General features: G+C 58.0%; 13 protein-coding genes and 1 tRNA gene. 9 read left to right on the plus strand and 5 right to left on the minus strand.

Annotated elements, in window-relative coordinates:
* Positions 1–110 precede the first annotated feature (110 nt).
* Entirely contained in the window at positions 111–2,120 is a 2,010-nt protein-coding gene (locus MHX53_RS08085; RefSeq protein WP_239272079.1) for an HNH endonuclease signature motif containing protein, read from the plus strand.
* A gap of 120 nt (positions 2,121–2,240) precedes the next feature.
* Here the strand turns inward: MHX53_RS08085 and MHX53_RS08090 are convergent, their stop codons facing one another.
* Positions 2,241–3,218, minus strand: a complete 978-nt coding sequence (locus MHX53_RS08090; RefSeq protein ID WP_005884671.1) for a hypothetical protein — start codon at positions 3,216–3,218, stop codon at positions 2,241–2,243.
* A 101-nt stretch (positions 3,219–3,319) separates the two neighbouring features.
* On the opposite strand from MHX53_RS08090, the gene MHX53_RS08095 reads away from it, so the two are divergent.
* The 6 genes from MHX53_RS08095 to MHX53_RS08120 all read left to right on the plus strand — a co-directional run bounded on the left by MHX53_RS08095 (position 3,320) and on the right by MHX53_RS08120 (position 9,391).
* Positions 3,320–3,874 carry a TetR/AcrR family transcriptional regulator gene (locus MHX53_RS08095; RefSeq protein ID WP_239272081.1) on the plus strand — a complete coding sequence of 185 codons (555 nt, stop codon included), beginning with the start codon at positions 3,320–3,322 and terminating at the stop codon, positions 3,872–3,874.
* A gap of 42 nt (positions 3,875–3,916) precedes the next feature.
* A complete protein-coding gene (locus tag MHX53_RS08100; protein WP_005884675.1) occupies positions 3,917–4,411 on the plus strand; it encodes a thioesterase family protein in 495 nt (164 codons plus the stop codon).
* Between the two features lie 60 nt (positions 4,412–4,471).
* Complete coding sequence (locus MHX53_RS08105) at positions 4,472–5,359, plus strand: multidrug transporter (RefSeq protein ID WP_239272083.1); 888 nt, start codon at positions 4,472–4,474, stop codon at positions 5,357–5,359.
* A gap of 77 nt (positions 5,360–5,436) precedes the next feature.
* A complete protein-coding gene (locus MHX53_RS08110) occupies positions 5,437–6,645 on the plus strand; it encodes a glycosyltransferase (RefSeq protein WP_239272085.1) in 1,209 nt (402 codons plus the stop codon).
* A gap of 11 nt (positions 6,646–6,656) precedes the next feature.
* On the plus strand, positions 6,657–8,051 hold the full coding sequence (locus MHX53_RS08115) for an MFS transporter (RefSeq protein ID WP_343212361.1): 1,395 nt from the start codon (positions 6,657–6,659) through the stop codon (positions 8,049–8,051).
* Between the two features lie 113 nt (positions 8,052–8,164).
* Positions 8,165–9,391, plus strand: coding sequence for a hypothetical protein (locus MHX53_RS08120; RefSeq protein ID WP_239272089.1), 1,227 nt, complete (start codon positions 8,165–8,167; stop codon positions 9,389–9,391).
* A gap of 10 nt (positions 9,392–9,401) precedes the next feature.
* On the opposite strand, the gene MHX53_RS08125 is transcribed toward MHX53_RS08120, so the two are convergent.
* Positions 9,402–9,475 (minus strand) — tRNA-Ile (locus tag MHX53_RS08125).
* Between the two features lie 124 nt (positions 9,476–9,599).
* Between MHX53_RS08125 and MHX53_RS08130 the strand changes: the two genes are divergently transcribed.
* The gene (locus tag MHX53_RS08130; RefSeq protein WP_239272091.1) at positions 9,600–10,094 is read left to right on the plus strand and encodes a DUF3145 domain-containing protein; all 495 of its coding nucleotides are present in this window, start codon (positions 9,600–9,602) and stop codon (positions 10,092–10,094) included.
* Between the two features lie 14 nt (positions 10,095–10,108).
* Here the strand turns inward: MHX53_RS08130 and MHX53_RS08135 are convergent, their stop codons facing one another.
* A complete protein-coding gene (locus MHX53_RS08135) occupies positions 10,109–10,897 on the minus strand; it encodes an HpcH/HpaI aldolase/citrate lyase family protein (protein WP_239272093.1) in 789 nt (262 codons plus the stop codon).
* A gap of 169 nt (positions 10,898–11,066) precedes the next feature.
* On the opposite strand from MHX53_RS08135, the gene MHX53_RS08140 reads away from it, so the two are divergent.
* A complete protein-coding gene (locus tag MHX53_RS08140; protein WP_239272095.1) occupies positions 11,067–11,672 on the plus strand; it encodes a hypothetical protein in 606 nt (201 codons plus the stop codon).
* Between the two features lie 2 nt (positions 11,673–11,674).
* Here MHX53_RS08140 and MHX53_RS08145 read toward each other — a convergent pair whose 3' ends face one another.
* Both MHX53_RS08145 and MHX53_RS08150 read right to left on the minus strand, forming a co-directional pair.
* Positions 11,675–12,835 (minus strand): glycosyltransferase, encoded by a 1,161-nt coding sequence (locus tag MHX53_RS08145; protein WP_239272097.1) that lies wholly within the window; start codon positions 12,833–12,835, stop codon positions 11,675–11,677.
* A 12-nt stretch (positions 12,836–12,847) separates the two neighbouring features.
* Positions 12,848–14,056, minus strand: a complete 1,209-nt coding sequence (locus MHX53_RS08150; protein WP_239272099.1) for an NAD-dependent epimerase/dehydratase family protein — start codon at positions 14,054–14,056, stop codon at positions 12,848–12,850.
* Positions 14,057–14,080 lie beyond the last annotated feature (24 nt).

Consider the following 14,080-nt stretch of genomic DNA (forward strand, 5'->3'; position numbering starts at 1 on the left):
GGCTTATAGAAGGACGACAAACCACGAACTGGAAACAAGCCCTGGCCCAACTCGCCACGGCCTACCCCGACCGAATCAACAAATACCTATAACACTCAGACACAAACAACTTGACAAGCCCTGTGATCGGGTTCGACCGGGTGTTGTATACCGCTGGCAGGGTTGGTCGTGCTGGGGTGTGTATCCCCGTGTTTGATGACATGCTCACCAGTAAACGGGTGGACGTGTCATGGAAAACCTTTAAACGGCATGTCACTGAAGTGCTTGCCATGCTCACGACCCCAGAAACCCGGGCGGAGAACGCGAAACGTAACCGGTCAGTGTCGTACTGGGTCAATGATGACGGTACAGCCACGTTGAGTCTGACTGGACCGGTGTTGGAGATGGAAGCGTTTTATCAGCGTGTACGCGGGACTGCCAGGGCAATCATGGCGAACCACGTAGAACCTTTCACTGCCACGTTGACGGATGAACAACAAGCCCTTTTCGTCACCGAAGACAACGGTGAAGTTTCTGAAGTGCGGGTTGGTGATCTAGGTCGGGTTGAGGTTGATGATGACCGGCTCATGGACCAACTCACCCTGGACTTGATCACAGGGGCTAAACCCTCAACCACGCTGCGTGTCCGAGTGACCCGGACAGGTAAACAAGCACCGATCAGAGTCACCTACACCGGGCCAGATAGCCCGAGTACGGATGGGGCTGAAGTGATCCTCCAAAACGGCACACAAGCTCAGGGCGGGAACGCTACTGCCAAGGGTACAAACAGTGCTTTCGAGGCGGGGATTCCCGCTGCTGACGCTAACGGTGCTGATGCAAACGGCGGTTCCGCAACTGACGGGCCTGGTGCTGATGGGCCCGGTCCGGGCGATGCGGACGGTTCTGTGTGGGCTGACAGGTGTGAAGCTAAGCAGGCTGAGCAGGTTTGTGAGCTTGAGTTGTGCGTGTCGATGCCTGAAAAAGAAGAATGGTTGAAATCCCAAGCCAGCATTACTCTCACAGTCCCGGTACTGCACTTCCTCATGAACAACCCACCACCAAACATTGGACAAGAGCGAAGTCCCGACGGAAACGAAGAACACAGACCAAGAGAATACGAAAACGAAAAGCACCGATTCGAGAAACGCAGACCGAAAAGACAAAGATCCGGAAAAGACCCCGGGCCAGGTGAACACAGACCCGAACAACAAGATTCTGGAAGACACGAAACCAAAGAACAAACATCCCAGAACCAGGGGAGTAGTGCGCCACTAGGGACTGATGTGCCACCGGGTGCCGGAGGCTCGCCAGGTGCTGATAGTGCTGCGGGCAGTGAGCTTGATTTTGGGCTACCGGTCAATGTGGACCCAGATGTGCGGGTTCCGGTGATGATGAATGGTCGGGTGCCGTTAGATGCTAAGACTGCTGATGAGGTGATTGCTCAGGCGAAGTGGGTGTACCGGATGTTCACCGACCCGCAAACCGGGGTAGTCCTGGAGTCTACGCCGACGAAGTACTACATACCAGCAGCTTTGAAACGCATGGTCGAAGCTAGGCACCCTGATTGCAGTGTCCCGTGGTGCGCGGTCCCTGCCAGGGTGTGTGAGAAGGACCATATCGAACCGTTCAACCATCAGGACCCCGAGAATGGTGGGTTGACTGTGATGGAGAATTTGCACCCGTTGTGTAAACGGCATCATCAAGAGAAAACCCAGAAACGACTCCGCGTCGACAAGATGGATGACGGTTCCCTGGCGTGGGTGCTGCCCAGGATTGGTGCCATGCTGGTCTACCCACCAGAATCGAGGATCAACCAACTTCACTATGAGCGGTTAATCGAGTACTTCGATACCGGTGACCAAGACATCAGCCACACCATCAACAACTACCTAGCAACAGAACAAACAAGCGCTCATAGCCAGGCGCCCAGCCGGAGAACACCCGTACAAACGGACAGGGGCACTGGTGGGCAAACTGCCGGGTCAGATGACGGAAGAACTGTCGGCCAGGCTGACGGGCGAACTGACGGGGCGGTGAGCGGGTATGACCGCGCGGTCGCTGACGAGTACGCAAACGCAGGGGAGGTGTTTAACGGCGACGCCCGACCATGGGAACCCAGCAAAGAACCACCACCATTCTGATTCGCCACCACCTTTCTGATTGAAGCTGATCTGGCAAACCCGGCCGGTGGTGGCTTAGTCGAGCGGCAGTGCTGGCTGTCACCCTTTAATCGAGGTCGTTCTAACCAGAGCCGTTCTAGCTCAGTCCTTCCGTCGGCGAGCTCCGATCGCGATCAGGAACAAGCCAGCGACAATCCAGGCTACGAGCACCCAAGGAGAGGCACCTAAGCCGCGACCGTCGAAATAGGCAGCCGAACGAAGGAAAGTGCCGGCCGCGCCGACTGGCATCCACTGCCCCAACGCACCCCAACCAGCAGGGAGCCAGTGGGGGCCAGCAGTAAAGCCTGACAGCGGATTGGAGACAAACAGCATGAGAACAGCACCAATGCCAACTCCTCCGAATCCCATGACCGAAAACAAGCCCAGCACGGTGCTCGAGATCGCAAGAATTCCAAGCGACAGCCCAGCCCAAAGCAACCAGAAGCTACCAGCTACGGCGTTAAACCACGGCTGCAAAATCGCGGCGGCGACGAGTCCACCTAGCACTGCCACGCCAACAGCGCCTAGAGTCCTCTTGCTTGCGGACTTCAGCTGCGTAGCGAGCAACACCGACGAAGCCATACCTCCGAAGATCAGTGGCAACAGCGCTGAAGCCAAGCCCATGCCCTGCGGATCTTGCTCCGTCATAGGCGCAACATCGTTGACAGTGACTTCCTGCCCGCCGGCTTTCATCTGTGACGCAACGCCTTTCAGCGCCGCCACATATGGTGCTCCAGCGCCGCTGGCGATGGTGACCTCAGTCCCAGTCGGGGTGGCAGAGATTGCGCCAACCGTCTCGCGGTTCTTCACCTTCTCTACGGCGTCCTCTGGGCCAGAAGCGTCAACAACCTTGAATGCGCCAGATGCCTCGATCTTTTGCGTCAATGCGGCCTTGGCAGGTTCCGGTGCTGACACGGCCAAAGGAATGTCGTGCGCGCCTGAGTGAATAGCTGGCGTAAGGAAGGCCAGCAACATAAGGGCGATGATGACACTTACAAGCCCGGTGATGGCGACCGGACCAAGTTGGCGACGCTTCCTCGTCTCCGATGTCTCTTTTGTCTTTTGTGCGGTTTCTGACATGACAACTCCTCACTAAACGGAACACGGCGCTCCGGATATAAAAGAAGCATAGCGCTCCGGTTATACTGGTGCAAACATGGGGTGCAAACACGGGAGGTCACATGAGGTCAGATGCTCAACAGAGCCGAGAGGCACTACTAAGCGTTGCCCGCACCTTGATCGCAGAACAAGGCGCGGGTGTTTCGTTGCGGGCCATTGCAGCGGAGGCCGGTGTTGGAATTGCGACACTTTATCGGCACTTCCCTACACGTGGCGATCTCTTCCTCGCCCTGGTTATGCAGATGAGCTCCGAGGGACTCGCCGCCATGGACCGCGCTTTAGAGCAGTGGGACGCTGGCCCGGAGGCGGCCTGGCGCACTTTCATCATCGAGCTCGCCCAGACGCATTTGAGCGCCCAGCTCGTTGCAGTGGCTGAAGAGGATCCAGAATTCGCGACCTCGGAAAGAGTGTCGTCCGCCCGCGCAGACCGCCTTGCGCGTTTCGACCCCATCCTCGTCCGAGCCCGTGAAGCGGGCCTGATCGGTGACATTGACGCCATGCGACTCATCGTCGGAGTCGCTGCCGCCACCCGTCCTCTTCCAGCGTTTGTAGAGCAACAAATCCCAGATCTCCACGAATGGCTCATCGACGCGTATATCCGTGGAATCCGCCCGTAGGTTATTCTCGTTCAAGAACCTCGGACCTCGAAAGGAAAAGTAATGACGCTCCCCACTTTCGACCAAGTCATGGAACTTCCCGCTCACGCAGACCTACGCGTGCCACCAGAGTGGATCGACCACAACGAACACATGAACATTCGCCACTACATCGACGTGGCGTCACTGGCCTCCCTGACCCTCATGGAGGAAGCCGGTTTCGACAGCACATACCGTGACGAACACCGCCTCTCGCTATTCACAGTCGAACATCACCTGCGCTACCTGGCGGAAATGACACTCGGTGAACGCCTCACGGGACACGTGTACCCGGTGAAGCTCGGTTCAAAAGGTGTCCACCTCGTAGTGCTCGTCCTGGACCGCGAACGCGACCAGCTCGCAATGATTTTCGAAACCGTGCTACTTCACGTGGACATGGACGCACGCAAAGCCGTCGAAATCCCCGCCCACGTACGCGAAAAAGCCCTCCCACTGTTTGAAAAGGCCCAGCAACTGGACTGGTCCGTGCCCCTATGTGGCGTGATGGGCATCAAATAGTGGCCCACGCCCCCGTGGCAGTCACCAAACGTTCAGAATCTCCCCTTTAAGATAATCGTTGTGAATACTACTCCTATCGCACTATGCCTCGCCGTCGTATCGGCCGTGGCTTTGGCGTTCGGGGCGGTATTCCAACACCGAGGTGTCAATGAGTCCCATGCCACCGGCACCAAGTTCGGTGTGAAGTCTTTCCTAGGGATGTTCTCAAACCGCACGTGGGTACTGGGAATGTCGATCACCGTTGTCGGGGTTATCTGCGGCACGCTGTCCCTGGCTCTTGCAGCCGTGATGGTTGTACAGCCAGTAGGTGCGATCTCACTCGTCATTTCAGTCCTCATCGCCCAACGAACTCGAAACCTCAAACTCACAAAACGCATCATCGCCTCTGTCGCGTGGTGCACCGTGGGTGTGGGGCTTTTCGTGTTTATGTCGGCCATGGTGGCGAAACCTCAAGTTCAGCAGGGTGCCGAGACGCTGCCCCTTGTGTGGGCCACCGGCGTATCTATCGCCGTTTTCACGTTAGTGAAGCTGATCATAAAAGCCCCACCACAGTTGGTATACGTCATTGCAGGCGGAATCTTGTTCGCGTGCGTTGCCACCAACACCCACGTGGTTTCCGTGCAGTTTCTGACCTACGGACTTGGTGGCATCACGTGGCTGAACGTCGCCGCCATCGTGTTGGCCGGACTAGCCGGATCCATTTTTGTTCAGTCCGCCTATGCGTCCGGTCCGCCAGAACTCGTCATCGCAGGACTAACCGTGATCGACCCTATCGTCGCTGTGTTTCTTGGTGCCGTGATCCTGGGAGAAGCAACAGACGCTCCCGTGTGGGTTGTGATCGTGATGAGCCTTATCGGTTTGAGCGCATGCGGCGCAGTCTTTATTCTGTCCAAGTACCATCCAGACGTACTGCGCAGAGCCGAACTCAAAGCACAAACCAGCACGTAAGAACACGTGCGTAACGACACGTCTGACACGTACATTGGACGAACCTCGACCCAAGTGCGGTAGATTGAAATCCGACCATGACGACCGAACTGGGAGTAACACTGAAAGAGCACCACGCCGCTTCAGAGCCCTTGACGATTTGTTTGGCCGCCGAAACCTACGCGCCCGAAGTGAATGGCGCAGCAGTTTTTGCGGAGCGACTCGCCAATGGTTTAGCGAGCAAAGGGCACTCAGTTCATGTCATTTGCCCGTCACCTTCGGGATACGAACGCAGTGAACGCGCAGGCGATGTGTGGGTTCACTACATCAGGTCCTGGCACTGGCCGTGGCACCCCACATGGATGATCTGCATGCCGTGGTGGGTCAAACCTGCCGTCAAGAACTTGATTGACACGATTAAGCCGGACGTTATTCACACGCAAGCTCACTTTGTGATTGGCCGGTATGCAATCGCTGAAGCAACCACCCGGAACATCCCGCTGGTGGCCACTAACCACTTCATGCCCAACAACGTGGAACCTTACATCCTTGCCCCTGGCCCGGTTCGTTCGGTCGGCACCCGCATGGCTTGGCGGGATTTGAAGAACCAGTTCGAGCAAGCGGACTATCTCACCGTTCCCACCCAGCTCGCCGCCGATCTCCTCACCGAAAACGGCTTCACACGCCACGTCCGCCCAGTGTCGTGCGGAATCGACTTGTCGGAGTTCGCGCCCAGCGACGAACCCGCGGGGGACAAGCCACCTTCAGTTCTGTTCGTGGGCCGCCTCTCAAGCGAAAAACACATCGAGGACCTGCTGGCAGCAGTTGCACGCACCTCACCAGAACTGAACCTCCACGCCACGATCATCGGGGCAGGTGAACAACTTCAGGCACTGAAACAACAGGCGCAGGACCTCGGCATTGCGGACCGCGTCAACATTCCCGGCAAAGTCAGCCAAGAACAACTTGTGCAGGCGTACAAAGACGCTACCTTCTTCTGTATGCCATCTACCGCGGAACTGCAGTCGATCGCCACACTTGAAGCGTTGGCATCCGGCAAGCCCGTTGTCCTCGCCGACGCCGTTGCCCTTCCCCACCTGGTCCGTCACGGCGAGAACGGCTACCTTTTCGAACCTCGCAACGTAGACGAACTCGCAACCGCGTTCACCCGCCTCGCGACGGCAGGGGAGGACGACCTCGGCCACATGAGTGAAGTTTCCCAGACGATTGCCCGCCAACACGACATCAGCCACACCGTGAGCACATTCGAAGACATATACCGGGCCGTCATCGCACAGAAGTCATGAGCTCAGGTGAGATGACACTTGAGCAGCGCAGACTCCTTGGAGTCGCGCTCGTGCCGTTGCTTTCGGCGTTGCTCAGCGTTTCGATCGTCAACGTGGTTCTGCCGTCTGTGCAGTCGACAATTGGTGCCACCAATTCAGCTCTTCAGTGGGTACTTGCGGGGTACACGCTGGCGTTCGGTGTTCTGCTGGTGCCGGCCGGTCGCGCAGGGGACGTCTACGGCCGAGGTCGTTTATTTATCGCCGGTCTGGTCCTGTTTGGTGCGGGATCGTTGGTCGCGGGGCTTGCCCCAAATACGTTGGTGTTGAACCTCGCGCGTGTGGGCATGGGGCTGGGCTCCGGCCTTCTGAACCCCCAAACAGTGGGGCTGATCCAACAGTTTTTCACCGGTAAGCAACGTGGCGTTGCTTTCGGTTTGTTTGGTGCGACAGTAGGTGTTTCGGTTGCCATTGGCCCGGTTCTGGGCGGTGTTTTGATCGCATTGTTGGGCCCTGAGTGGGGCTGGCGATCCTCGTTCTTGGTCAACGTTCCCATTGTTGTGTTCGCGATCATCTTGGCATTCCTGTGGTTCCCGCAAGGTGCGTGGCGTGCGCTCAAATCCGGCGTACCTGACATCGACCCCGTGGGGACAATTATTTTTACCCTGGCAATTCTGTTCGTCATGCTGCCATTCCTTCAGCACGAAAGCGGACTGGCGTATCTGCTCTTGCCAGTGGGACTCATGATGTTTGCTGCCTGGGCCCTGTGGGAACGCCACTACACCAAACGAGGTCGCCAACCCATGGTAGATTTGGCGCTTTTTCGTACTCCCAGTTTCGCGAACGGAACCTTACTCATCACGCTACAGTTCACCGGCGTGACAAGCGTGTGGGTGATCGTTGCGGTATTCCTTCAGCAGGGGCACGACTTCACTGCCTTCGAGGCTGGCATGATCGGACTCCCTGCCGCCGTGTTGTCAATTTTTACCTCTCGCTGGTCGGGCACCCGGGTTTTTACGTACGGTCGCAAGCTGGTCGTCATGGGTATCGTGGTGGTGCTTGTGGGACTGATTGGCACGGCTAGCGTCGCCCTCCTCAACCGGTCGTTTGATGTGAGCGTGTGGTGGATGATGATTCCGCTGACATTTGTCGGTGGCGCTCAAGGCGTCGTGATTAGCCCCAATCAAACACTTTCCTTAAACGACGTGCCCGTGGCGTACGCGGGTTCAGCCGGAGGTGTCATCCAGGCCGGGCAACGTTTGGGAACCGCAGTTGGTATTGCCAGTATCACGGGCGTCTTCTTTGGGTTTGAACAAGCGGTGGGCTGGGATGGAACCTTTGCGCTGTCATTTGCCATCATTTCGGTCATTGTTGCTCTGGCCGGGTGTGTGGGCGTTTATGACATGGTGAAGGGACGTCGCACGCGTTAGCAACTAAGCTGTGGAAGAATAAGAACGGTTCCCATGGAGAGTTTCTTTGGGAGCCCTGCGCCACAACCTGCGCAAGTCCTACACACTTAAGCAATACTGTGAGGAGACGTTCGGTGGATTCTGACGACCTCGAACATGTGATCCGGCACGGGCTCATTGGCACCAAATTTGAACCCGTCCACGACAACGTAACGGGATCTCCTGCAGGCTATGTGGTTACACCGTTCCGTCGCGATATCGACGATTGTGACAGCGACCGCTTACGTGAATCGATCCAGTTGTCTGACCACACCGGTGACTACGACTCATCGATCCGTGGCATCGCGTTGCGGGATGCCGAGAATACGGGCATTACACAAAACACGCGCCTCTTCTTCTCAGCCGAACCTGAATCCCTCGTCACGCTAGAAGAACGCCCTGACTCCCACGCGCGCTCCATGATCCTGAAACTCGATCACACAAGCGTGCGCGACAATCCGGCTGCCGTATTGCGCTCAATCCGCTCGGCCCGTCAGATGGGCTGGGGGATCGGAATCCGCAACGTGGGTCTGGACCTGGAGTCGCTTTCCTTCATCCCGCTCATCAACCCGTCAATTGTGGGACTCCACCCGGATGTCTTGCGCATCGAAGACCGCGCATACCTCTCCAAACTCACGTGGCTCCTTCAATCCCACATCGAACGCACCTCGGGCGTAATCTTTGCACGCGGCGTCCGCGACGAACGCGACGTTGACCTTGCCGAGCAAATGGGAGTCCGCCTCATCAGCGGACCATTCTTCGGGCCGGGAACCGAAACTCCCGAACCCCTCGAAATGGCCGCCGAAGACTACCTGGCAGACCACTACACGCGCAACAAGCAAGTGCAGGGAACCCCGTACTCCATCAGCCAGTCACTGGGGCGCGACCCACTGATTACCTCCCAAGACCTTCTGCTCGAAGAGATCCGGTCTCTGCTTGAACGAGCTAAACACGCAGGACCGTCCGCGGTTGTCGTGGTAGTTCACTCTTCTGACGAGTGCCTGGATCCGACCATTGGTGACCTCATCCGTAGTATCGCTCCCGCGGTGGGAGTCCTGGCGTCCGTGTCAGGGGAGTCGGTCGCGACCACCCTGCCGAACATCATGACTGGGCCGTTGGACTCATCGGATCCGTTACGCAACGAATACGGAGTGGTCGTGGTGAGCTCAGATTGGTCTGCCATGATTACTGCGCACCGGCTTGCACGGCCTGGGGCAGAAAGGAGAACCGACTTTGAAACGTACTTCACCACCGACCGTTTTGCGTGCGTGGACGGTGCCCGTGCCGTTCTGAGCCGGCTTGCTTCACGCAGAAACGTTTAGGCATCAAAAGTGCCCCCGGTCGGACTTGAACCGACGACCAAAGGATTATGAGTCCTCTGCTCTAACCAGCTGAGCTACAGGGGCGCAAAGACAAGATTAGCAAAGCTTACGGCTCAGCCTGTTTTTGTTCGTGCGAGTCGTGCCGTAAACTATGAACTGACCTCCGTTGTGGATCGTAGGGGAAGACGTATTCACAAAGGAGGAAACAATGAATACTCAGGGCGTACTGTTCGTCCACTCTGCACCGCGTGCACTGTGCCCACACATCGAATGGGCAGCAGGCGGTGCTCTTGGCGCACAAGCTAAGTTTGACTGGTCCGACCAACCGGCGGCACCAGGACTTCTGCGTGCCGAAATCTGCTGGCGTGGCCCAGCTGGTTCAGGTGCCAAGATCGCCTCTGCGCTTCGTGGTTGGGACAACGTTCGCTACGAAGTCACCGAAGAACCGTCAGAAGGCCACGACGGTGGCCGGTGGAGCCATACGCCCGAACTGGGCATCTACCACGCCATCACCGATGCTTTCGGCAACATCGTCGTCCCCGAAGACCGCATCCGTTCAGTCATGGAAATTGCTTCCGGTCGCCCCGACCTGTTCGCGGAACGCATGGACGCACTCCTGGGCCAGGACTGGGACAACGAGCTGGAACCATTCCGCCACGCAGGCGAGGGCGCAGCAGTTCGCTGGCTGTCCAAGGTGGGCTAATCGTGTAACTGAGCTTATGATCGTGAGTCTCGTGCGCGGATTCGGGCCACCTGCTCTTGTGCGCCCTGAGCAATGAGCAGGACATCGGCACTGGTGACAACGAAGTCAGCACCCGCATCCAAAACCCGGTCCGCGTCACGTGGCGAAAATGCGTTCACGCCCACGGGAATTCCAGCCGCCACAGCGACACTCACCACATGATCGACAGCTGCGACGACCTCGGCGTGGGAAGAATCACCCACGTGCCCCATGTGAGCAGCCAAGTCTGCCGGACCAACAAACAGAGCGTCGACCCCTTCGGTCGCAATGATTTCCTCCACATTGCTTACACCCTGGGCCGTTTCAACCTGCACAGTCAGGCTGACTGTTGAGTCTGCGGACTCGCTGTAGTCGGTAACCGCACCCCACCGTGCGGACCGCGCTAACACCGCACCCATGCCTCGCCTTCCCGGACGGTGAGGCGCGGGATACCGGGTCGCTTCCACCGCTCGCTGCGCTTCGTTGGCACTTGACACCATAGGAACCACGAGGTTCTGCGCACCGAGGTCGAGAACCTGTTTGATCCTGACTTCGTCATTCCACGGAACACGGACAACAGCCGTCGCCGGATATGGCTCGCACGCCTGCAGAAGTGCCAAAATCTCACGCAATTCGATGGGCCCGTGCTCGCCGTCGATCACAATAAAATCCGCGCCGGACATGGCCAGAACTTCCATGGCCACTGGGCTTGCCGAAGAGTTCCACAGGCCAACGCACGGACGCGTTGAGTTGTCAAGGATCTGACGGAATGACGGCTTTAACATCGGTTCACCTTCCAGCGCGGGAGTCATCGCATAGACTATGTGACTGATATCACTCAGTCGCTCTATCTTAATGTCATTCTCGATGCCGTTGCAGGTCAAAGCGGAGGGCCACAACCGTTCGATATGAGATGATCAGACCCGGAAAACGCACCGTAAACACGGAGGACGCATGTCACATCCTGAGCACCAGCTCACTGAAGTAGCCACTCTCTACATATATGCCCTGGTGCACGACATCGAATCCGCTTCCGATGCTGGCATCGACGCGGACCTCCACGCGCAAATCACTGACCTGCTCACAAAGCAAAAGGCACACGAGCTTGACGCTACACCCATTCTGCAACTCGCCACCGCGGCGAAAGTCGTGGTGGGCCGCACAGGAGCAAAAACACTCAGCGCAGCGGCATACGACAAGGCGCGGTCGCAGATCGTCGCCTGCATGCCTCGAAGCGGAAACGCAGGCGTGCGCCTGTGGCCACCCACCAGCCAAACCGTGCGCGCTCACCTGGGCGGGGGCGCATGGAACGACGCACTCGACGCCGTTGGGATCCCTACCGCAAAAACCGGGCGAGCTCGGGGAAGTAGCAGGTTTAGTCACGACGATTTCCGCAAGGCCATGACCGACTTCAGCAAAGCCAGTGACAACCGTTCGTATAAGGCATACGAAGAATGGGTCAAAGCAGAGCGAGCCCAAGGGCGGGAACGCCCTGCAGGAGCTACAGTGCGCAACACGTTCGGCACGTGGAGTGAAGCCATGCGCCTGGCCGCGGAATGAACCTACGACCGCAATCGGCCCACCAGCGACTTGGGCGCATACCGGTGCAAATCAATCGCGGATTCATAAAAGCCCACTAAGGCCTCGGTTGCAGTTCGCCAACCCCACTCCTGAGCCTGCTCGCGACCAGCACGCGCCATCTTCTCCCGCAGTGAGCGGTTGTCCAACAGCAACGAAATCTTGTGGGCAGCCTCGGCGGAATTCCCCGGCTCAAACAGAAAGCCCGTACGCTCGTCAGCAACTGCGTACGGAATCCCCCCGGCACGTGCCCCCACCACCGGCACACCGGACGCCAACGACTCAAGTGCCACGAGCCCCAACGTCTCGGTTGTCGACGGGAACACAAACGCATCCGCACTCGCGTACGCCGCCGCCAGATCCTGGCCCGACATGTAGCCAGTGAAAACCGTGTTCGTCCCTGCGAACATCGCCTCCAACTGCGCCTTGTGCGGCCCTGACCCCACCATAGCTAGTCGCGTGTTCGCCGGCAGGTGTTCCAGCATGCCTCGGCACACGTCGAGGTCCTTTTCCTTGGACAGTCTTCCCACATACAACACCAGCGGGTCGTCAGGGTTGCCACCCGTGAGCCGCTCACGCATGCTCTGCGAATAATTCTCAGGCGAGTACGTCTGCGTGTCGACCGCCCGCGGCCACAACCCAACGTTGCGAATGCCCGCCTCTTGTGCGCGCTTCACCATGGGGCCGGACGTACATAGGTTCACCTCGGCACGGTTGTGCATGTACCGCACCCAGCGCGTAGACGTGTCGGTGATCCATTCGAGCCCCAAGCGGGTGGCGTACTCTGGAACATCAGTGTGGAACGACGCGAGCAGTGGCAGATTGCGTCGTGTGGCCGCCATGGTTCCCCACGCGGCCAGCCACACCGGATTCACCGCGTGAACCACGTGCGGTTCGAACCGTTCCATAGTGGTTGCGATCCGCTCGGTGGGCAATCCGAGCTTAAGCTCGGGATACCACGGCTTAAACGAAATCGACCGGACGGGTTCTACCCGGAACCCCGCATAACGTGCAGGCGGGTGTCCCGGAGCGAACACGACCGCCTCGTGCCCCATGTCGTGAAGCTGGTCCAAAGTGCCCAGCAACCGCGTGACTACACCGTCGATTTTTGGAAGAAAAACCTCGGTGAATATTGCGATCCGCATGACCCGTGACAGTTAGCCGACTACAGGAGCGTCGGTGGGCACTCCGGCGGACTGATTCTTGGTCCACAGCGACCGGGCTGGAATCTTCGACATATCAGCGCGGTCTGCGTAACGCTTGGCGGTTTCTTCAACCTCCAGCAGAAGGCCTTCTGACAACGTGGTGGGCTCCAGACCGAGGTCTAAGAACGTGTCGTTCTTGACGTGCAAGTCGTTCTCGGCGGACTCGTGGCGCGGGTTGTTCACGAGCTCCATGCGGGCGTCGGTGATCGAGCAAATGAGCTTGGCGAGGTCGCGCACGCGGTGCGTTTCGGTCATCTGGTTGAAGATCTTGACGCGATCGCCAGATGCCGGTGGGTTGTTGACTGCGATTTCAATGCAACGCACGGTGTCTTGGATGTGGATGAACGCGCGCGTCTGGCCCCCGGTTCCGTGGACCGTGAGCGGGTAGCCGACGGCCGCTTGCATGAGGAACCGGTTGAGGACGGTCCCGTAGTCTCCGTCGTAGTCGAACCGGTTGATGAGACGTTCGTCGCTACGCGTTTCTTCCGTATTGGTGCCCCACACAATTCCCTGGTGGAGGTCGGTGATACGCAGCGCGTCGTTCTTGGCGTAGTACGCGAACAAGTGCTGATCCAGAACCTTGGTCATGTGGTAGATGGAGCCAGGGTTCGTGGGGTAGAGGATCTGCTGGTGAACGTTCTCACCGGTTTCTTCGTTGGGTACCTCCACGTCGAGGTAACCTTCCGGGATCTTCATGCCGGCGGTTCCGTAACCGTACACGCCCATGGTTCCCAGGTGTACCAGGTGGATGTCCAGACCCGATTCGACAATCGCGGTGAGCAAGTTGTTGGTGGCGTTCACGTTGTTGTCCACCGTGTAACGCTTGTTTTCAGGCCGCTTCATGGAATAAGGGGCGGACCGCTGTTGTGCAAAGTGAATGACCGTGTCCGGCGCAAACTCAACCAGCGTCTCCAGCAGCTGATCCGGCTGGGTTGCTACGTTGAAGTTGCGGAACTGAAGCTTGTTGCCAGAGATTTCTTCCCACGCGTCGATGCGTTCGTCAATCGAAGCAATAGGGGTGAGGGACTGTGCTCCGAGTTCATCGTCAATTCTGCGACGAGACAGATTGTCGACAATCATGACGTCGTGGCCACGCTGAGACAGGTGCAAAACGGTGGGCCAGCCACAGAAGCCGTCTCCACCGAAAACGATAATCTTCACTCGGATTCTCCTTTGGCAAAATAC

The organism is Brevibacterium sp. ACRRH, assembly GCF_022346365.1.
In the GTDB taxonomy this organism is placed as follows: domain Bacteria; phylum Actinomycetota; class Actinomycetes; order Actinomycetales; family Brevibacteriaceae; genus Brevibacterium; species Brevibacterium paucivorans.

Excerpts from the sequence above, each read along its gene's own strand:
- MHX53_RS08090 (WP_005884671.1), bottom strand. The coding sequence starts at position 3,218 with ATGTCAGAAACCGCACAAAAGACAAAAGAGACATCGGAGACGAGGAAG.
- MHX53_RS08095 (WP_239272081.1), top strand. The coding sequence starts at position 3,320 with ATGAGGTCAGATGCTCAACAGAGCCGAGAGGCACTACTAAGCGTTGCC.
- MHX53_RS08100 (WP_005884675.1), top strand. The coding sequence starts at position 3,917 with ATGACGCTCCCCACTTTCGACCAAGTCATGGAACTTCCCGCTCACGCA.
- MHX53_RS08110 (WP_239272085.1), top strand. The coding sequence starts at position 5,437 with ATGACGACCGAACTGGGAGTAACACTGAAAGAGCACCACGCCGCTTCA.
- MHX53_RS08115 (WP_343212361.1), top strand. The coding sequence starts at position 6,657 with ATGACACTTGAGCAGCGCAGACTCCTTGGAGTCGCGCTCGTGCCGTTG.
- MHX53_RS08130 (WP_239272091.1), top strand. The coding sequence starts at position 9,600 with ATGAATACTCAGGGCGTACTGTTCGTCCACTCTGCACCGCGTGCACTG.
- MHX53_RS08135 (WP_239272093.1), bottom strand. The coding sequence starts at position 10,897 with ATGTTAAAGCCGTCATTCCGTCAGATCCTTGACAACTCAACGCGTCCG.
- MHX53_RS08140 (WP_239272095.1), top strand. The coding sequence starts at position 11,067 with ATGTCACATCCTGAGCACCAGCTCACTGAAGTAGCCACTCTCTACATA.
- MHX53_RS08145 (WP_239272097.1), bottom strand. The coding sequence starts at position 12,835 with ATGCGGATCGCAATATTCACCGAGGTTTTTCTTCCAAAAATCGACGGT.